Origin of the sequence: Acinetobacter sp. C32I, assembly GCF_023702715.1 — a bacterium.
GTDB lineage: Bacteria > Pseudomonadota > Gammaproteobacteria > Pseudomonadales > Moraxellaceae > Acinetobacter.
Genome location: NZ_CP098480.1, coordinates 300,432 through 321,135, shown reverse-complemented (window position 1 = coordinate 321,135; position 20,704 = coordinate 300,432). Strand labels below are relative to the sequence as shown.

The following is a 20,704-nucleotide window of genomic DNA, read 5'->3' as shown; positions in this document are numbered from 1 at the left end:
GAATAAAGTTGGATACACCATATGTGAAGTTTTTTTTAAAACTAAACATATAATTTGAACAAAAGTTCATTAAAAATAGTTTAACAACCATTAAGTTTTAAAAAATATCTATAATTTTCAATAGTATAAAAATAGGATCAAAAATAACTTTATTCGATAAAATAGATATTTCACATCTAAAACAAATACTAAAATGACAAAAAAATGAGGATAAAGTCACATAAAAACAAAACTCACCAACTTCATTATTAAATCAAATTAAAAAATAAAATTTTCTTTAAAAAATTGATTTAAATTGGATTAAAATATATTATTACCAAGCTATTACTATTATCAATAAAAAGAATGCAATATGAAAAATACGATTCTCAAAGTAGGGTTATTTAACCTTGGACTTTCTATTTTAGGATTAAATTCAACATTAACTCAGGCTGGGGTTGTAGATTTTAGCAAATGTGGTGTTAACTCCTCCTTCGCAGTTGTCACTCAAAGCGAAGGACCAACCTATGCCTGTGGTGGTATCGATAATGGTGTCGGAAACCCGATCAATGTACTCAATGGTAATAAGTTTGAAGCTGTTGAAGATTTTAAAGAACTTCCTGCTTTTAAAGGTCTCTCTTTTTCTCGTTTTTATAATAGCCAAAGTCATGCAGATACCGCTCTAGGCTATGGTTGGTATAGCTCTTTTGATATCAAACTGTATGAACAACCCGATATTATTCAGATCCGTCTCGATTCAGGCCAACGTATCAATTTCAAAAAAAATAAGATTCCTCTGGGTAATAATCAATTTGTCGTTCGTGCCCTGCCCTTAAATCCTGCTGATGGTTGGATTGAGAAAAAAATCGATGGCTCAGGATGGATTTGGCATAAAACTAAATCCAATCAGGATTATTCCTTTCAATATTTAGGTGGTAAAGATCCTAATCTTGCTCATATCACTAAAATCACCGCTCAGGCAGATATTGAAAAAAATAACCCTCAGCTCAATTTTAATTTCTATTATGACCAGCAACAGCGTCTTAGCGTCGTTAAGAATTTAAAAGGTGACCAACTTTCTTTTCAATACTCAACAACTCAATTTGGATTACCCCAAATCACCTTAACCACACCTGTCGGACGTTATTATTATTTCTTAGACAAACATCATAATCTTGCTCAAGTACTCTACCCTGATGGACGTCGGTTTAAGTATAGTTATGATCCTAAATTCCAAGGTGGGGATATTCATAACCTCACTGCTAAGTGGTCTTTTGATCAGACTCAGAACACGTTTAAATTAATTTCTCAGTGGCAATATGATCAGCAAGATCGTGCCATCCTCAGCCAGCATGCCAATGGGGTGGAGAAAGTCTCTATACAGTTTGATGCGCGTACTCATAAGAATATGCCAGCAAATTACAGCAACAGCAAAGCCGTTTTTAAAAATATTGTCACCAATAGTTTAGGCCAGAAAACCACATACACTTATCAAATTGATGGAACTCAATTTCAGTTATTAGAAAGTCTGGGTGCTGGGTGTGCCAGTTGTGGCGAAGTCAATAAGCGTTATCGGTTTAATTCGCAAGGTTTAGTCGCTTATGCCTCTGATCTTGATCCGGCTGGAAAAGTGATTCGTGCCATTGAACTCAAATATAACGATTTGGGGGAAGTCATCACCAGAACTGTTTCTGGTATCGGGATCGAAGCTCAAACCACATCGTATGAATATGAGTCTTATCAGATTCAACAAACTACTTTTTTGGAAAATGCATCCTATTCTCTGCTGAGTCAATTGAATCAACAGAACTATCGTCGCCTAAAAACTGAATCACGCAATAGTGTTGTCGCGGGTAAACAATATCGTAAACAGTATCTTTACAATCAAAACAATCAACTGATCTCTGTTAAGGAATCTGGATTTTCTCCTTTAGGAGACTCATTGGTTCGGGAAACCAAATATGGGTATGATCAACAAGGTCGTTTGAGCTGGGAGGATGGTCCTTTACCAAATGGTCCAACTAACTCTCCTCAGGATAGTGATATTACGACCTATGCTTATAATATTAGTGGACAGCTCAAACAGCTTCAGTTACCAGGTCAGCAACAATTACAAGTTCTATTATTTGATCAAATGAGCCGACCTCATCGGCTTGAGTTCAAGGATGGTAAACGAGTTGTATGGGTAGATCTGAATTATCAAGGAAGTGGCGTAAATATTTCAAAATATACTTATTCTACAACTGACCTTCAAAAACATACGATCGAAAACAAATTTGATGAACAAGGAAGACTGATCTCAACCAAAGATGGACTGCAACAAACAGACTTGATTTATGATGCTATTGGCCGTCTTACCCAAAGAACAGATTTCACAGGCTTAATTACTCAAAACCAGTATAATACTGAGAGCCTTCTGACCGATGAAACGTTAATAGCACCAGATGGCAAACCTCTCAGAAAAACGACGAATAAAGTTGATCTTAATCATCAACAGATATCAATAGAATCTTCTGATCAATTGGGATTATTGCAAAACATAACTCAAAGTGGTCTTGTTTCTACACGTAAAGATGCTCTGAATAGATTTCTTACTCAGCAAGTGGATGGTCTAGGACGTACAATTACTTCACAACTAGAAAATTCAAATCACCAACTTGTCAGCTCAACGGTATCCTCTTTTAGACAAGGATATGCAGCTCAGTCCTCTTCTGGCCTACAACAAAATAAATGGATGGATGACTTTGGAAGAACGATAGCAACCCTGTCTCCTGCAATAGGTGTAAAATTATATCGCTTTAACGAGGCAGACTTAGCTGTAGAAATAATTGATGAAAAAGGCCTGATTCAGAAAAACAAATATGATCATGCACACCGCCTCATTGAATCTTCAATTAAAAATCCTCGAATCCAAGCTGAAACAATAATTCAGAAAACTGAATTTGATGGTTCAAAACCAATTCGTCAGATTAGTCAAGATGAAGTACAGCTATGGCAATATGCTCAAGATGGGAAATTGCTCCACCACACGACAGCTCAACTCGACACACCTGCCAATAACCAACATATTCAAGCGATTAACTTTATTACTCAACCTCAATACCTGAATAAAATTGATAGTCTTTTATCAGGAAAAAACATAAATAGAAATAATGATCTATCAATAAACTCATGGTCTGAAAATTATGAATATGATGAAAATGGGTTACTTATTAAAGAAACACGTCATGATTTAACAATCCAATATAAAAGGGATGATCTAGGTAAAATTATTGCTTTGCAACTTAATAAAAATGGTGAAAAAGCTTATGTAGATCAAATCCAGTGGAATAATTTTGGCCAACTCATTCATTATCGTTTGTCCTCTGGACAGCAATTATGGCGCAAATATGATAGCCGGGGGCGACTGACAGAACAACGTTGGTATCATCCCCAAACGCAGTCTTGGTGGGAACAGATTATCCGTAAATTCAAATATGAATGGATGGGCTATGATTTACCGCTATCAGATATTCAAACGAGTAACTATGCTTATGATCATGTTAATCGCTTAATTTATAGCAATGAGTCAGGTCATCAATTCTATCAATATGATGATAAAGATCAGCTTTTAGCCTTATGGAAAAGTGATACTAAACCTCAATTATCTCAGTCTTGGTACCCTGCTCAAGTCTTCGCTTATGACGCCCAAGGAAATCGTCGTTTGAACTGGCAAAAAGCAGCTGAACAACTGCCTGAAACCATTAATCTTTATCGTTATGGTGAAAATCTTGATGCTTCTGTGCAGTTGTTAGGGGTTTCTCAACATACAGTCAATAAAGATAAAGTTGAAACTGGGAAGCTCACTCGCATCGCCTCTTATACTCAAACGGGGCAACCGCATGCTTGGTGGCAGGCTGAAGCTGAAATAAATACTGTTTTAGATTATGTACCCTCTGCAAATCGTGGTGCACCGCTCTGGAACCTATCTTCTGCTTCGTGGCGTGGGGTAAATGATCAAAATCAAAATATTTCAATAGATCAAAAATTTAATCAACAAGGTTTGATCTCTAAACGATCTGTATCATTTAATACTCACAATCAACAACGCGAATTTTCTCAACGTAATAGCTATGTAAATAATATTCGTGTCTGGGAACAGCAGCGTTTACGCATGCCAACTGAGCAGTATTCAGATATCCAATCAACAGAACTGAAAGATATCGTTGTTGATCGCGATTATGTGATGTTCGCAGGTTTACCTGTGATGCAGTTTAGTCAAATTTCTACACAAAAACAGAATGAGCAGTTAAATATAGCTTCCGCTTCGTTTAATGCTGTTCAATTCAATCGTATTGGTGCACCAGTAAAAGTCTATGATGAAAATCAAAACATACGTTGGCAAACTGATTATTCACCTTTCGGTGAACGTTTAAATACGATTAGTACACATAATAACGAGGCAAAGTTGATTCGAGTCACTGATCATTTACCGATCTCCCAGTCGATGGATGATCTGCGTTATGCAATTTCAATTCGTTTACCAGGACAAAATGAAGATCCTATTACTGGCTTGTATGACAATGGCTATCGTCAGTATGACCCAAGTATAGGACGATATCTAACGCCTGATCCAATGGGAACAGTTGATGGCCTAAATCCTTATTTGTATGTGGGAAATAATCCTTTAAATAAAGTTGACCCTTATGGGCTATATCAAACCGATATGCATTATTACATGACTTACTTCTTAGCCATTACCGCAGGTATTGATTCTGATAATGCAAGACGTATTGCTTTGGCAACTCAGTTTGTTGATACCAATGATAATACTAGTCCATTTGATGATGAAGGAGGTGCTGGGGTAAGTTATATTAATAACTTTAAATCCGAACGCTTAGAGTGGTATCACTTTACCAATAATCGCTTTGCTACGAATGAACCATTATCGGGGAAAGAACTTGGTAGTTGGGACTTAGAAAAACCTAAAGGAATGTCAGATACAGAATATTTAAAATGGCGTCTGACCTCAAATTTAAATAATATTCCTCAACTGAGAACGCTCACCAGAAATTACAATAGAGCAGCAGAATGTGGAAATCTAAATTTAAGCATGCAGTTTTTTGGTGAATATTTACACGCATTTGAAGATACATTCGCCCATCGTGATCAGAATAATGATCCTTTTGGTGTGAATACTGGAGCTGGTCACGGTACACATGGTTCGCATCCTGACTATACTTACAATCATTATGGACAGTTTGAGATTCCAGGCAATTTAGTTGGTTATGGAAATTGGTTGGTCAATGAAACGCGCTCTATTATTGAGCAGGAACAAGTTTATAAAAAACTGGTTGAATACCGAGAGAAGGTATTAAAAACACCAGCCAATAAGGTTAAGGCTGTGCCTTGGAGTGAGCTAAAAGGTTACTTATCTATTTACAATGCTATCCCAGAGCACTTAAATCATGAAACTGAGGTGGGTTCTTTAGACAGTATTAAAGAAAAAATTACCTACTTACAAGATTTACTCAATGGTAAATCGACCTCCCAAAAAATCTATGTTTATGATGCAAAAAATAGGACTAATCCTGAAACGAAGGAAACTAAATCATTTAAGACCAATTGGGGATATAAACCTAAAGCTGAGGATAAATTTGAGTTAATTGATCCAGTCAGCGTAGCTGATAATAGATTAAAAGACAATAAAGGGAATGCTGCTAAAGGTCATATTGCTGGTATACACGGCTATTCAATTCCTCAAGCTATTACTAATCGAATCGGTGTATTTAAAGATCTAACCAAAGAGCAAAAAGATCAATATAACAATTTAATTTGGGATACGTCTGTCTCCAAATATAAATCTAAAGATGGTGAGAATGCCAATATTGTTGCAGCAGTTCGAGGCTATAAGCTTACAGTTAGAACGAGCAGCATAATGATTGCTTTGGGTGCTAGCCCTTTCTTAATCAATGGTACGGCACCTGTTCAATAAAAGAGGAAAAGTACAATGAAAAAATATTTAATCTTAATTAGTTGTTTAAGCATTTCTGCCTGTTCTATAGCAAAAGAGAGACCAGAATTGGAATACCAGTTCCCCAATTGCGGTATTAGTGAACTGAATGGAAAAACCATCAACAAAGTTTGCGCCACCAGAGACTTTATCGCTCCAGAACCCAGAAAAAGAAAACGTGACTGGTTAGCTTTTTTAGCTGCTGAAGGTAGTAGTGGCTATAAAGGCCCCATAGATCCTACAGGTGGTATTTTAGAATTTAAGAATAAAGAATTAGATATGCAAGGCCATGTCTGGGATTTTTCTAAACAGGGTAATCCTGGTTTAGTGCTAGAAGGGCATGATAGCACCATTAAAAATGGTATTATTTTAAATGCCAATATAGTTTTAGGTAACTTATACTCACCGCCTAACTTTTCAAAAAAGAATCAAAGCAGAAATTTAAATATAGAGCAATATGGATTCTTATACGCCAATAACGATTACAATTGTAAAAGACTAGGGAAAAAAATTTGTGAAGATAGTAACTTATTAGAAAATATTTTTATTAAAAACCTTAAAACACAAGCAGATACTTTAAATTTACGTTCATGGGGAGGAGGCGTTTTAAGCTCACAACTTATCATTAAAAACAAATTTAGTATCAATGGCTCTAAAGCAGATATAAGTAACAATAAAATATTATCATCTGCCACTTTAAACCAATATAGTCATTTTCCTTTAATAAGATTTAATCAGTCCAAATTTATTGATAATTCACAGCAAATATTTCCCGATGCAAACGATGATGATACTGCTATTCCCTCCACTCTTTATCTCAAATTCTCCCCAGATACAGTCATTGATGGAAACACCTTCACCCTCACCAATAAAAATGACCAAGCCTACGCGATTGTTCTTGACCACTCCCCTCGAGTACGGATTACCAACAATACCTTTAATGGTTTTAAAGTCCCAATTCTGATGGATCAATGGAGTTCAATCGTTGATGAAAAAGGTAATGAAATTAAACCTCAACAATTCACTGGTTATGGAAATGTTATTAATCCAAATAAATATGCTGGTGAAGTAACCATGAATCGCAAAGGTGAAGTCGTCATGGCAAAATGAATAAGATTTATGATTTTCTATAACAATTAGATATCTTAAAAACAACGCTTATCGCGATAAGGAAGCAGTTAGTGATTAGGGTAAATTCTGTACTTCATAGAATCACACCCTAATCCTCTTTCCAAACTAGTCGATCTCCTCGCGATCCATTACAATCACTTCTTTTTTGTTCAGCGCAGCGTATTTTGAGTAATTCCTCTCCCCAATTAAAACGTGGGCTAAAAAACCGTCATATCCAATTGATTGCGATGGGCGGTGCTGTGGGCACAGGTCTGTTTTTAGGCTCAGCTCAGGCAATCCAGTCCGCAGGCCCTTCGATTATCCTAGGCTATGCCATTGTCGGTTTGATCGCATTTCTGATCATGCGACAAATGGGTGAAATGATTGTTGAAGAACCTGTCGCGGGTTCGTTCAGCTATTTCTCACAAAAATATTGGGGAAGATTTCCAGGCTTTTTATCTGGCTGGAATTATTGGGTGGTCTATATTCTAGTGGCCATGACAGAGCTGACAGCGATTGCTAAATACGTTCATTATTGGTGGCCACATATTCCGGCTTGGGTCTCGACCTTATTTTTCTTCATTGTTGTCACCTGCCTCAACTTAGGCAATGTGAAGTTTTACGGTGAATCTGAATTTTGGTTGGCCATTATCAAAGTCGTTGCCGTCATTTCAATGATTTTATTCGGTTTGTATCTCTTGCTGACCGCAGGGGCTGATTCAACCGCAAGCTTTAGCAATTTATGGCAACACGGCGGATTTTTTCCGCATGGCTTCTCCGGCTTGTTTTATATGCTGGCGTTCTTGATGTTTGCCTTTGGCGGCATTGAACTGATTGGTATGACCGCAGCTGAAGCAGAAAATCCAGAAAAAAGTATCCCTCAAGCCATTAATCAGGTGATTTTTCGGATATTGGTGTTTTATGTGGCTTCACTTGCGATCATCATGTCATTGATTCCTTGGAATCAACTTGATCTGGGTGGTTTGGACAAAAGCCCTTTCGTGATGATTTTCAGTCAATTGGGGATTGATTGGGCCGCGCATTTACTCAATTTTATTATCTTGACCGCAGCACTCTCGGTGTATAACAGTGGCATGTATGCCAATAGTCGTATGCTGTTTGGACTGGCTGTACAAGGCAATGCGCCCAAGGTTTTTGCAAAAGTCAGCAAGCAAGGTGTACCAATGCCAGCGGTGATCTTTTCATCAATCTTGATTTTTGGTTGTGTCTTACTGAACTATTTTGTGCCAGAACAAGCGCTAAGCCACCTGATGTATATGGCTGTCGCTGCCTTGGTTCTAAACTGGGCGATTATTAGCTTTACCCATTTAAAATTTAAACAGACTATTCGATTAGAAGGCAAAACTGTAAAATTTCCAGCCTTGTTCTCGCCACTTAGCAACTATCTGGTTCTCGCCTTTATTGTCATGATTCTATACATCATGTGGACCCAAGGCTTTAAAGAGTCTGTGATTCTAATTCCAGTTTGGATCATGTTTATGTTCGGATTATTTAAAGTCTTGAAATGGAATAAATCACTTTAAAACATGGCCACTCATTCGCATCTACAGGATTCAACACGAATACGCTGTAGATGCGTTATCTGCCGATCTGAAGCATAAGTTTCAACATCTTAGGCCTGATTTGTTATCAGTTGACTCAATTTGCTACTATAGTGCTGTCCCCTTTATCACTCAATCCAATGTCCGAACCTCAATTCTCTCTTAGCGATTATCTCTCTGCAGTACAGGAAGTCATTCGCCTGTCTTTTGATGAGCCTGTCTGGGTCAAAGCCGAGATTCGGAATTTAAACATTAAAGGTGGGCATTACTATCTTGAACTGGCTGAAAAAGAACAAGATACCGATAAAGTCATCGCAAGCTGTAAAGCCACGATTTGGAAATTCACTGCGGCCAAAATGGTGCTCAAGTTTGAGCGCGAAAGTGGTATTGAACTATCAAAAGATTTAAATGTGCTAATTAAAATCAAGGCTCGTTTTGATCCTCAATATGGCTTTTCAGTCAATATTGAAGATATCGACTCAAGCTTTACCTTGGGCGATATTGCAAAGCGTTATCAACAGATTCTTGCGCGATTAAGCAGTGAAGGATTGGTTCATCTTAATAAGGAACTACCCGCCCCATTTGATATTGAAAATGTACTGGTGATTGCTCCGGAAAATGCAGCAGGTTTAGGTGACTTCAAGAAAGATGCCGATGCATTACATCAAGCTGGTGTCTGTCATTTTGTTTATCACACCGCGACTTTTCAAGGTAATACCGCCGCACACAGTATTATGGAGTCTTTAGGCTCAGGGCTACGCCAGTGGGCAAAAGATTATACCCTACCGCCAGATCTGATCGTGATCATTCGTGGTGGTGGTGCAGTCAACGATTTAGCTTATTTAAATGACTATGATCTGGCTGCCCTGCTGTGTAAACGCAAAGTCCCGATCTGGGTGGGTATTGGACATGAAAAAGACCGAACCATTTTAGATGAGATCGCACATCGTTCCTTTGATACACCCAGTAAAGTCATTGCAGGAATTCGGAATCTGATCGCAGAACGCTCACAAGATGTCGTCAATCATCTCCAAACCATCAAACTACTGTCTCAACATCAGATTACTGCCTATCAAAGTCAAAATGATCGTTTGATGAGTGTCATCAAATCACAAGCTGAGAATCAAATCAGCGCCAGTAATTTACACCTTCAAGTTGCTAAATCAACCCTGCAATATTTTGCGAAACAGCAACTTAAAACAGCCTCGACCCAAATCGAAGCCTTGATGCGGGAAACATTACTGCAAAATCCCAAACATGTTTTAGCCAAAGGCTATGCCATTGTGCGTAGTGAAAACAAAGCAATTCGCTCTGTGCAACAAGTCGGCTCAAGCATTGCGGTTGAAATGCATGATGGTTATATCCATGCCAATGTAAGTCATATCAAAGAGGTCATTGATCATGAGTAAAAAAGAATTAAGCTTTAAAGACGGTTATAGCCTGCTCAAAAAAAATGCAGCGCTGCTCGAAGCTCAGGAAGAGCCTGATATTGATAACTTAATGAAGATTGTTGAGGAGTCCATGAATGCATACAAAGCCTGTAAATCACGTGTAGATGCAGTGCAACAAGCATTGAATGAAACCTTTAAAGAGAGTTAATTTTTAGTATAAAGAAGTCAGTTTGATCATGAATCGTATAAAACCATGATATGGCCGAAAAACGATGCTGCGCTGGCTCGGCCCCTCTATTTTAAATCGTGAACAATTTTATAAACGAAGAAGTGTTGTAGCAACCGTACTGACAACACCTTCATACGTGCTTGATTTACGACACAGACTTTAAAGGTCTGCTATCGGTTCAAACAGCAAAATTACTGAGCCTTACGCTCTTTATTCACTAGATATTCAACAACTTGAACAACTTTATTATCCCCGCCTTGGACGATATATTTACCATTGACTACAACAGCTGGAACGCCCGTAAGTTGATATTTTTGCGCCAATTGGTTTGATTCTGCAATTTTTGCTGTAATCGGGAAAGAATCATAGCTGCTATTAAATTTAGCCTCAGGAATGCCATATTGAGTAAAAAACTTAGCAAAAGCCTCTTTTTGTAAAACCTTTTCCTTACCTGAAAAATTGATATGGAATAAAGGTAGATGGGTACGTTTACGTACACCTAAAGCCTCACTCACATAATATGCACGCGCACCTTGTTCCCACATCGGGTTCATTGCCGCTGGTGTACGCAGAAAGTAAACATCTTTCGGAATGGTCTTTAACCAAGATTGCATATGTGGTTCTAATTTAAAGCAATAAGAACATCCATACCAGAAAAACTCTCTCACTTCGATTGTATTGGCTGGTGCTGATGTTTTTACTGGATTTTGAACCACGGTATAATCTTTACCAGCAACAAAATCTGCGGCCATGCTCTGTGTTGAACATACGGCAACAATTGCAGCCGCGCTGGTTAAAATAAAATTTTTCATTAAATTTATAGCTCTTACAGTCACTTCTAATCCAGTTAATATACGCATCAAAATAAATATTTTAATCAGACATTAACCCCGACTTAATGATTACTCATTTAAAAAATCCCAAACACTTCGCAAAGTGAATGGGATAACGATATAAATATTTCACTGGAGGAATGTATATCGTGAAGCTGCTATTTTTATCACACCTTCGCCATTAAAATAAATATTACATCACAAAAATAAACAAATTCATCTGTTTAATTAACTTTACGCGCTATGGATGAACAAGTCGCCAGCATATCCGTTTCAGCATCAATAACTTTCGTTTTTATATCCAATAAACTTAACATGGTTGGAAATAAATTATCCTGACTCAATACTTTATTTTTTTGATTCGACAAGCATTTTATCTGCTCAGGATTGGAGTGTTTCCAAAGTGCAGAAAACCACATAATCATCGGAATATGTGTTTGTTGTTGAGGTGCAATCATATAAGGGGCTCCGTGTAAATACATCCCACTTTCACCTGTGGATTCCCCATGATCCGACAAATACCATAAGCCTGTTTCATATTGTGTATTCTGTTTTAAAGTTTCAACCAGTTGGCTCAAGATATAATCGGTATATAACAAAGTATTGTCATAGGTATTTTGCAAAGCTTCACGGCTACACCCCTGAATGGCATTGGTATCACATGTGGGCCTAAAAACTTTAAATTGGGGTGGGACACGCTTGTAATACGCTGGACCATGACTGCCTAATTGATGCAATACAAGCAAACGAGGTTGTGTATCCCCTTGAGGAATAGATTTTAGATAGGATTGCAAACTATCAATTAAAATCTCATCAAAACACTCCCCGCCTTTACACCATTTTTTCTGAATCGGTTCTGCAATCTTATACATCTCAACCCGGTCACAAACACCTTTACAACCAGAATTATTATCAATCCAAGTGACCTGATAACCAGCACGTTGTGCAATATCAAGTAAGCCCTCTCTACGAATGGCTAAGCGCTCATCATAGAATTTACGTGGCATCCCTGAAAACATACAGGGAACAGAAACAGCCGTTGCCGTGCCACACGAACTCACTTTAGAAAAATTCAAGATGTCTTGTTGAGCCATTTCAGGATTGGTGAGTTTGCTGTACCCATTTAAAGAGAAATTTTCAGCTCTGGCTGTTTCACCCACCACAAGCACCATCAGTTTGGGTAATGCATTTTCACGTTGTAAAAGCTTGGCATCTTCACCATAACTGACGAAGGGTTGATTCTTCTTTGGTGCCTTCTTTTTGTAATATGAAACAAAAGAGCTAATCATATTTTGTGGCGAAATCATTCCTTTTAAACTGCGATTTTCACGGAAAATAGCTGCAAAATCGACATAGAAAATGAACAGCATCATAATAACAATCGATAAAGAGACAACAGCAGTTAGAATTTTTTGAGTAAATTGAAAAATAAAGGGTTTGGTTTCATGTCTAATTTTAACCACAGCAACAACAGAAATAGGCAGAATGATCAGTCCCAATATCCAGATCAAAAGATACCAAGACCAAAGATCCCGTGCTTCTGTAAAATTGGTTTGCATCAGATTCTGGATTTGATCTGAAGTAATCCATACACCAAGCGAAGTCACCGTGTAGGATGAAAATCCACCAATTAAGATCAGACCAATCGCAATGGGTTTTGCTGTCCAGCGCCAGTTAAAAATCTGAAATATAAAATTATATGTAAAGACCACAACTAATACAGAAGCAATCAAAAACAAAATGCTTTGGATACCAAAATAAGGGGTTAGGTCTTGAATTTTCATAAAGAATGAAAAATTTAAAAACAGACCTAACCAGATTGCCAATATAAAATTAAATGTTAATAATGAAACATCTCTTCCAAGTGTTTTTTTAAGCCAAAGCATTTTAAAATCCCGAAAAAATCCACCCCAGCTTTTTTAAAAATAAATAAAAATTAAAATCCGAAAAATAAATCACTCTACTTAAAAAAGTATATCTCAAATTCAATCTATTTTTTTAATATGACAAAAATGTAATTTACCCGTCATATTTTAAAAAATTAAGCACTAAATTAAATATAAGAATAAATAAAAAATTTTATATCCCTATTAATTTAACCATGATTATTTAATGCACTCCATGCAGTGTAAAAAGTTGGAACAGCAAAAAATTGGCATAAAAAAACCACATCTGAGGATGTGGCAAAAGGTGTAGCGATGTTTGTATGGCTTTACGATGCTTTTAGAATAGAACGGTTTGCTTAAATGAAACTGAAATGAAAGCATCATGCTTGGACATTCTCATATTGAATATCATGCTCTTCCCTCAAGCCTGTGTTAGCATTCATGAGGATTGGAAAGCACAAGCAAGAAAAAGCCCTTGTTATCACAAGGGCTTTTTGAGTTTGGCTCATATAATCACAATCAGATTATAAGAATTGAGATATATTTTTAAATTTCAATCTGGCTACCCAGTTCCACTACGCGGTTGGTCGGGATTTGATAAAAATCACTGACTGGACTGGTATTACGTTGCATTGAAATAAATAAATGCTCCCGCCAAGGTGCCATGCCATCCCCGACACTATGCATGATACGTTCACGTGAGATAAAGAAGCTAATCTGCATCAAATCGTATTCAAACTCTAGCTGTTCATAGGCTTGAGCCAATGCACGAGGCACATTCGGTTCATCTTTAAAGCCATAGAAAATTTTGATGCGATAGAATTGCTGATCTAAAGTTTCAACATGAATACGCTCTTCTTGCGGGACAAAAGGAACATCTTCAATTACCACAGTCGCCAGAATATTGCGCTCATGTAATACTTTATTGTGCTTAATATTATGCAACATGGCATGTGGAACCACATTTGGCGTACCTGTCAGGAATACGGCATCTCCAGGTACACGATATACACTATCACCAATACTTCTTATGAATAAGTCGAGTGACAATGTGTCATGTTCAAGCTTGGTAAAAGTGAGCTCTCGGCCTCGCTTCCAAGTCATTAAAATAATCATTGCAACAGCACCAATTAATAATGGAACCCAACCACCTGAGAATATTTTTAAAGATGCAGCGGCAACCAAAACTGACTCTAGAATGAAAAATGGAATAATAAGTAGAAATACCTTTGGTAGACTCCATTTCCAAGCATAGTAAATAAAGACTGCAACCAAAATCGTATCGCACAGCATGGTTAATGTAACCGCTAGACCATAAGCACTGGCAAGGTTTGAACTGGTCTGGAAGATTAAAATTAGAATTAAAATTGCAATCAGTAATAGCCAGTTTAGAAAAGGCACATAAATCTGCCCTTCTTCTGAATCAGAAGTATGTTTAATCGCTAATCTTGGTAAATAACCCAATTGAATTGCTTGGCGTGCCAAGGAAAACACCCCAGAAATAACCGCTTGTGAAGCAATCACCGCGGCCATAGTCGCCAAGATAATCATCGGGTATAACGCCCAACTTGGCACCAATAAATAGAATGGGTTTTCAATCGCTGCGGGATTTCGCAGTAATAGTGCACCTTGGCCGGCATAGTTTAAAACCAAGCAAGGTAACACGACACTGAACCATCCAAAACGAATCGGACGTGGGCCAAAGTGCCCCATATCCGCATACAGCGCTTCTCCACCAGTGACGGTTAACACCACGGCCCCCATAATAAAGAAAGACTGAACTGGATGAGTGAAAATAAACTGTATTGCCCAATGTGGACTCACCATCCCCAATACAACTGGTGTCTGTATCACACTGGCAATACCTAAAATGCCAAGTGACAAAAACCAGACTAAGGTGATTGGTCCAAAAAACTTACCGACAAAGGCTGTGCCATGTTTTTGCATCAAAAACAGCGTGGTCACAATCACAATCGCAATGGGCACAATGAAAGGGTCAAGCACATTGGTGGCAATGGATAAACCTTCAACTGCGGAAAGAACGGATATGGCTGGGGTGATAATCCCATCTCCAAAGAATAAAGATGCCCCAATAAAACCAATTGCGATGAGATAGATTTTTTTTGTTTCTGATAATTTCGCTTTACGCAGGTTCAAGGCCAATAAAGCCATGATCCCACCTTCACCATTATTGTCTGCACGCATGACAATCGCGATATATTTAATACTGATGATCAGCATTAAGCACCAGAAGATAATCGACAAAATACCTAATACATTTTCAGGTTGAATCCCCAAACCATGAGCCGCATGGAAGGATTCCTTTAATGCATAGAGAGGACTTGTTCCGATATCTCCAAAGACCACCCCGAGCGCTGCCAACGCTGTGGCAGGCAATGCTGCTTTTTTTGTAGTATTTTGCATAATGAGCTTTCTTTATTAACTGTTATAGGGCAAGACTTTGGTCATTTATTTTCTTTAAGCATATGCTCTATTTCTCGTGAAGAATACCCTCTCTCTTTAAGAATCTGAACAATAATCTGCTGTATTTCTTTTGATGCACCGACATATTTTTCAACCAGCACATCTACGCTATACCCCATCAGTATGTCTTTTTGATTAAGAAGCAAGTTATGAACATGATTGTCTTGATCAGATGTATTAAAGAAACCCATTAACCTATCCATAAGAATGATTGCAAAGTGTATTTTAATAAACTTAAAAAAATGGCCGCGTAAAATTTGCGTAAATTTTTAGACAACGTCATCTGCGCTCATAATGGCTCACCTCTTTTTTAAAACGATATATGGCGATGTGAGTTTAAAGAAACCTATCTGGCTTTATAAAAATTTAAGTTAAAATTTTACAGATTAATGCAAGTGGTCCTTTGATATCGTCTATCAATAAAGGCTGTTTTGATTGATTACATTTCATTGCCAAAGCAAATCCATGCAAATAGTCAACCAGTAAATTCAAACTTTGCACCTTAGTCTCATCATCTAAATTTAGGCCCGAAATAATTTTTAAGTAGCGATTTTGAAAAACGATAGCAGGACCAGTGCTTGTCATGCCTAATAGCGTTTCTAATAAACCTGAATATTGTTTTAATAAATTTAGGTAACTCAAACAAAGCTGCTCTAGTTCTCCTTGCCAGCAACTGCTATTTGACGGACGATATATGTCACTGATTAAAGATATGGTTACAGCTTCAAGTAAATCCTCTTTATTTTTAAAATAATGATACATCGCCATGGCATCGACTTGGAGAAGCGATGCCAATTGCCGAATACTGGGTATTTTACCTGTATCCAGCATCAATACTTTGACTGTATTTATAATCACCTCTTTATCCAAGCCCTCTTGACCTCTAGTTGGCCGACCTCTTTTTTTATCCTTGACATCCATTCTAAATTCTCAATAAACTAGACATATAAATTCTACAATGTAGAATTATTCTATTCGTTTTCAGCTACTTTGCCAATAGACGATGCAATAAGGAAAAAATTATGAGTAATATCGTATATATAGCAACAAGCTTGGATGGCTATATTGCTGATAAGAATCATCAACTTGATTGGTTGCATGAGGCCACACCAGCAGATCAATCAGATTTTGGTTTTTCAGAATTTTTACAAAGAATTGATGCAATGATTATGGGTAGGAAGACATTAGAGACTATTTTAGGTTTTGGTTGTGAGTGGCCTTATCAAAAACCCGTCTTTATTTTAAGTCATACCTTAACAGATGTTCCTTCTGCTCTACAGGGTAAGGTTTTTCTTGAAAAGGGTAAGCTTCAAGATATTGTCGACCGCTTAAATAAAAATGGATATCACAATCTCTATATTGATGGTGGCATCACCATTCAAAGCTTCCTGAAAGAAGACATGATCGATGAACTCATCATTTCAACAATTCCGACTTTACTTGGCGGCGGCATTCCACTGTTCTGTGATTTGAAAACTCCGTTAAAATTTAAATATTTAAAAACGGAAGTTTATCTTGATGCTATCGTTAAAAATTATTATGTCCGCAAGTAAATAACTCAAATCCAATCTATGTTGCGCCTCAGCTTGGTCATCGTGTGGTGATGCTCAAGAAGCGTACACGTAGTGGATTAACGCTGATAAGAACAAAGCAGAGATCGCTAAAATATCGAATAGTACCAAAATTGTGCCAAAGAAAAAGGGAATCAAACATATGTTTGATTCCCTTTAAGATATTTGGCGGAAGCGGTGAGATTCGAACTCACGGAGGACTCACACCCTCGTCGGTTTTCAAGACCGGTGCATTAAACCGCTCTGCCACGCTTCCATGTGCGTAAGAATACAAAGCTTGCCCTCTTTATACAAGAGAAATTTAATTGCAATGTATTCAAATGCATAATGTTTCATCAATTTTAGAGTTTTGCGGCTAATTCAGCACCATCTCGGATCGCACGCTTGGCATCTAGCTCTGCTGCGAGCTTTGCCCCACCAATAATGTGGTAGTTCGCAGAAGTATTTTCACCATCTTTAGGCATTAAATCTTTTACTGACTCTTGCCCAGCACATACGACAATGGTATCTACACGCAATAATTGATCATGGCCATTATGCTCAACCCACAAACCTTCATCGGTCACCGCTTTATATTGCACACCACGTAACATACGTACTGCATGCTTTTTTAACTGTGCACGATGCACCCAACCAGAGGTTTTACCTAAACCAATTCCAAGCGGTGTGGTTTTGCGCTGCAATAAATAAATCTGACGCACTGGAACTTCAACTTCTGGGCGCTGCATTCCACCTTCAGAGATATAGTTAGGATCTGGATCTACACCCCACTCACGTTGCCATTCTGCTAAGGGTTGTGGCTGAGGTTGATGTGGTGGTTTTAACAGAAATTCTGATACATCAAAGCCAATCCCGCCTGCACCAATCACAGCAACCTTATGACCCACTTCTGCGCCTCGTAATACTTCTGCATATGACAACACTTGAGGTGCAGTACTGCCCTGAATCTTCAATGCACGTGGTACAACACCCGTAGCCACAACCACTTCATCAAAACCTTCACGTTCTAACTGTTCACGGTTTACACGTGTATTTAAACGAACATCTACACCCGTTTGTTTCAGCTGCACTTTAAAGTAACGGATGGTCTCATGGAATTCTTCTTTTCCAGGTACCACTTTGGCTAAATTAAACTGACCGCCAACATCATGATTTGCTTCAAATAAAGTTACGGCGTGACCACGGCTTGCAGCCACTGTCGCAGCAGACATACCAGCGACACCACCACCGACAACCGCAATACGTTTTGGTTTTTTAGTTTTGATATAAACCAATTCTGTTTCATGACATGCTTGTGGATTGACTAGACAGCTGACACGCTCATTTTTAAATGCATGATCTAAACAGGCTTGGTTACACGCGATACAGGTATTAATTTCATCCACACGATTGGTTGCAGTCTTATTCACCCAATAAGCATCTGCCAAGAATGGACGTGCCATTTGCACCATATCCGCCTTGCCTGAAGCAATAATATCTTCAGCGACATCAGGCATATTAATACGGTTTGATGCAATCACGGGAACAGAAACGTGCTGTTTTACCGCAGCGGTATAATCCACAAAAGCGGCACGCGGCACAGAGGTTACAATCGTTGGAACACGTGCTTCATGCCAACCAATCCCTGTATTTAACAGCGTAATCCCTGCTTTTTCTAATGCTTTGGCAACCACAATCACTTCTTGCATGGTATTGCCATCATGTACTAGATCAAGCAAAGACAAACGGAATGCAATAATGAATTTTTCACCGACTTTAGCGCGAATCGCTTTGACAATTTCGACAGGGAAACGCATACGATTGTCGATATCACCGCCCCAACGGTCAGTACGCTTATTCACATGGCTACTTAAAAACTGGTTAATTAGATAACCTTCCGACCCCATGATTTCGACGCCATCATAACCAGCTTTTTTCGCTAAGCTCGCACAACGTACATAATCTTCAATGGTCGCCAATATCTGAGAGTCAGACATTTGACGTGGCTTAAATGGGTTGATCGGTGCTTGAATCGGAGAAGAAGATACCGAAAATGGATGATAACCATAACGACCAGAATGCAGGATTTGCATCAAAATCTTCGCGCCATGCTTATGTACTGCATGGGTGACTAAACGATGATGAGGAATATCTGCCAAACTATTCATGGTTCCGCCCGCTGGCAACAACCAGCCTTGACGGTTTGGAGAAATACCACCAGTGATAATTAGACCTACACCGCCCTTTGCTCGCTCACCAAAATAAGCAGCGAGTTTAGGATAGTTAAAGAAGCGGTCTTCTAAACCGGAGTGCATCGAACCCATTACCACACGGTTTTTAATGGTAGTAAAACCCAAATGTAATGGCTTTAAGATATTTGCATAGCTAGTCATGGTATTCCTTCTCTAATTTTGGCTTTGCAACTTGTTGCATAGTACTTTAATACTTTTTTATTGATTTGGGATGACTCTATCTAAAAATTTAGCTGTTGAAAGTGTCAATTTGGCTTAAACCTACTTAAGATTCTGCTACATCCTCTATAAAGATTGCTGAATTACAGAAGCAGGTCGACATAAAAAAGCAGCCACAATAATAGTGACTGCTTTTATTCAATCTAAAACATTAAGCTCCGACTTATTGATAGTCGCTTCGGCTTATCCTCATGCTGACCAATGCTGCCCAATTTAATGTTGTTGATTACCTGAATAAGCTAAGCGACTTTTCTGTACTTTCATTTTGAGTGAACTCATCACAATACCCATACAGATAAAAGCAGCACCAATTAAGATGTTAAGCGTCAAAGCTTCATGCCAGATCAGAGAACCAAAAAATAGACTCAAAATCGGGATACACATAATCGAAATCGAAGCGACAAAAGTATCCACCTGACTGACAATCCAGTTCCAAAGCACAAAGGCAAAACCAGTGCCTACCACCGCAATATAGAATAAAGCAGATTCATTCAGCGGATTCAGCCAAACCTGAGCATCTACAGGCTCAAACAATAAGGCCATAACAAACATTAAGCTTCCGCCTAGCAGAAGCTGCCAAATGGTGAGTTTGATTTTGTCATAAGCCGCAAAATTCTTTTTGATGTAAACCGTCGATAATGCCCAGAAAAAGCCTGAACCGATGAGTAACACCTGCCCCAGCAATGACATATTCATATGCACATGATGTAATTGCGGCCATAAAATTGCGATGAGTCCCAAGGTTCCTAAAACGAGCCCCAAGATTTTCTGGGTATTCAACCTTTCATTTAAAAAATAATGCGCTAATACAGCAATAAAAATCGGCATGGTAAATACCAGTACAGCTGATAAACCTGAACCCACAAATTGCATGGCAAAGGTCTGCGTGGCATAAAAACCAAAACAGATCAATACACTTAAAATGATTAAGGGCTTCCACTCAGCTTGCTCAGGCAAAATGGATTTTTTTAAAATCCGTTGTACCAGCATTAATGTCAATGCAGCTAAAATCAACCGTGTAGAGATAAATAGAAATGGTGGAAACACTTGTAAGCTATGTTTGACCAAGCCCCATAACGAACCCCAAACCAGACACAGCAACGCGATTGCACTCACGACTCGAATATTCACGTGTTGTACTCAACCGATAAAAAGTAAGCTTAGTGTATAAAATAAATGACATCATGAATAATGCTATGTTTTAATAGATACATCAT

The 20,704-nt window shown here is 38.2% G+C and carries 13 protein-coding genes and 1 tRNA gene; 6 read left to right on the top strand and 8 right to left on the bottom strand.

Going from position 1 to position 20,704, the window contains the following annotated elements; translation table 11 throughout:
- Positions 1–352: 352 nt before the first annotated feature.
- From NDN13_RS01580 to xseB, 5 genes are all read left to right on the top strand, one after another.
- Positions 353–5,953 (top strand): DUF6765 family protein, encoded by a 5,601-nt coding sequence (locus NDN13_RS01580; RefSeq protein WP_251116910.1) that lies wholly within the window; start codon positions 353–355, stop codon positions 5,951–5,953.
- A 15-nt stretch (positions 5,954–5,968) separates the two neighbouring features.
- A complete protein-coding gene (locus NDN13_RS01575) occupies positions 5,969–7,081 on the top strand; it encodes a hypothetical protein (RefSeq protein WP_251116909.1) in 1,113 nt (370 codons plus the stop codon).
- A 185-nt stretch (positions 7,082–7,266) separates the two neighbouring features.
- Positions 7,267–8,625 carry an amino acid permease gene (locus NDN13_RS01570; protein ID WP_251116908.1) on the top strand — a complete coding sequence of 453 codons (1,359 nt, stop codon included), beginning with the start codon at positions 7,267–7,269 and terminating at the stop codon, positions 8,623–8,625.
- A 158-nt stretch (positions 8,626–8,783) separates the two neighbouring features.
- Complete coding sequence (gene xseA, locus NDN13_RS01565; protein ID WP_251116907.1) at positions 8,784–10,052, top strand: exodeoxyribonuclease VII large subunit; 1,269 nt, start codon at positions 8,784–8,786, stop codon at positions 10,050–10,052.
- On the top strand, positions 10,045–10,242 hold the full coding sequence (xseB, locus tag NDN13_RS01560) for an exodeoxyribonuclease VII small subunit (protein ID WP_004652856.1): 198 nt from the start codon (positions 10,045–10,047) through the stop codon (positions 10,240–10,242). Before xseA ends, xseB begins: the two co-directional genes overlap by 8 nt.
- 212 nt (positions 10,243–10,454) lie before the next feature.
- On the opposite strand, the gene NDN13_RS01555 is transcribed toward xseB, so the two are convergent.
- The 5 genes from NDN13_RS01555 to NDN13_RS01535 all read right to left on the bottom strand — a co-directional run bounded on the left by NDN13_RS01555 (position 10,455) and on the right by NDN13_RS01535 (position 16,387).
- The gene (locus tag NDN13_RS01555) at positions 10,455–11,075 is read right to left on the bottom strand and encodes a thiol:disulfide interchange protein DsbA/DsbL (protein ID WP_005316732.1); all 621 of its coding nucleotides are present in this window, start codon (positions 11,073–11,075) and stop codon (positions 10,455–10,457) included.
- A 245-nt stretch (positions 11,076–11,320) separates the two neighbouring features.
- Positions 11,321–12,982 (bottom strand): phosphoethanolamine transferase, encoded by a 1,662-nt coding sequence (locus tag NDN13_RS01550; RefSeq protein WP_251116906.1) that lies wholly within the window; start codon positions 12,980–12,982, stop codon positions 11,321–11,323.
- 546 nt (positions 12,983–13,528) lie between these two features.
- Positions 13,529–15,406: a potassium transporter Kup gene (locus tag NDN13_RS01545; RefSeq protein ID WP_251116905.1), complete on the bottom strand. Its 1,878-nt coding sequence runs from the start codon at positions 15,404–15,406 to the stop codon at positions 13,529–13,531.
- A gap of 41 nt (positions 15,407–15,447) precedes the next feature.
- Positions 15,448–15,657, bottom strand: coding sequence for a hypothetical protein (locus tag NDN13_RS01540; protein ID WP_251116904.1), 210 nt, complete (start codon positions 15,655–15,657; stop codon positions 15,448–15,450).
- A gap of 175 nt (positions 15,658–15,832) precedes the next feature.
- On the bottom strand, positions 15,833–16,387 hold the full coding sequence (locus tag NDN13_RS01535; protein ID WP_251116903.1) for a TetR/AcrR family transcriptional regulator: 555 nt from the start codon (positions 16,385–16,387) through the stop codon (positions 15,833–15,835).
- Between the two features lie 101 nt (positions 16,388–16,488).
- On the opposite strand from NDN13_RS01535, the gene NDN13_RS01530 reads away from it, so the two are divergent.
- Positions 16,489–17,019, top strand: a complete 531-nt coding sequence (locus NDN13_RS01530) for a dihydrofolate reductase family protein (RefSeq protein WP_251116902.1) — start codon at positions 16,489–16,491, stop codon at positions 17,017–17,019.
- A 184-nt stretch (positions 17,020–17,203) separates the two neighbouring features.
- Here the strand turns inward: NDN13_RS01530 and NDN13_RS01525 are convergent.
- The 3 genes from NDN13_RS01525 to NDN13_RS01515 form a co-directional block, all read right to left on the bottom strand.
- Positions 17,204–17,293, bottom strand: a tRNA-Ser gene (locus tag NDN13_RS01525).
- A gap of 85 nt (positions 17,294–17,378) precedes the next feature.
- On the bottom strand, positions 17,379–19,409 hold the full coding sequence (locus tag NDN13_RS01520) for an NADPH-dependent 2,4-dienoyl-CoA reductase (RefSeq protein WP_251116901.1): 2,031 nt from the start codon (positions 19,407–19,409) through the stop codon (positions 17,379–17,381).
- Positions 19,410–19,700: 291 nt separating this feature from the next.
- Complete coding sequence (locus tag NDN13_RS01515) at positions 19,701–20,618, bottom strand: DMT family transporter (RefSeq protein WP_251116900.1); 918 nt, start codon at positions 20,616–20,618, stop codon at positions 19,701–19,703.
- Positions 20,619–20,704: the final 86 nt, after the last annotated feature.

Excerpts from the sequence above, each read along its gene's own strand:
- NDN13_RS01575 (WP_251116909.1), top strand. The coding sequence starts at position 5,969 with ATGAAAAAATATTTAATCTTAATTAGTTGTTTAAGCATTTCTGCCTGT.
- NDN13_RS01580 (WP_251116910.1), top strand. The coding sequence starts at position 353 with ATGAAAAATACGATTCTCAAAGTAGGGTTATTTAACCTTGGACTTTCT.
- xseB (WP_004652856.1), top strand. The coding sequence starts at position 10,045 with ATGAGTAAAAAAGAATTAAGCTTTAAAGACGGTTATAGCCTGCTCAAA.
- NDN13_RS01520 (WP_251116901.1), bottom strand. The coding sequence starts at position 19,409 with ATGACTAGCTATGCAAATATCTTAAAGCCATTACATTTGGGTTTTACT.
- NDN13_RS01540 (WP_251116904.1), bottom strand. The coding sequence starts at position 15,657 with ATGGGTTTCTTTAATACATCTGATCAAGACAATCATGTTCATAACTTG.
- NDN13_RS01555 (WP_005316732.1), bottom strand. The coding sequence starts at position 11,075 with ATGAAAAATTTTATTTTAACCAGCGCGGCTGCAATTGTTGCCGTATGT.
- NDN13_RS01550 (WP_251116906.1), bottom strand. The coding sequence starts at position 12,982 with ATGCTTTGGCTTAAAAAAACACTTGGAAGAGATGTTTCATTATTAACA.
- NDN13_RS01530 (WP_251116902.1), top strand. The coding sequence starts at position 16,489 with ATGAGTAATATCGTATATATAGCAACAAGCTTGGATGGCTATATTGCT.
- xseA (WP_251116907.1), top strand. The coding sequence starts at position 8,784 with ATGTCCGAACCTCAATTCTCTCTTAGCGATTATCTCTCTGCAGTACAG.
- NDN13_RS01545 (WP_251116905.1), bottom strand. The coding sequence starts at position 15,406 with ATGCAAAATACTACAAAAAAAGCAGCATTGCCTGCCACAGCGTTGGCA.
- NDN13_RS01535 (WP_251116903.1), bottom strand. The coding sequence starts at position 16,387 with ATGGATGTCAAGGATAAAAAAAGAGGTCGGCCAACTAGAGGTCAAGAG.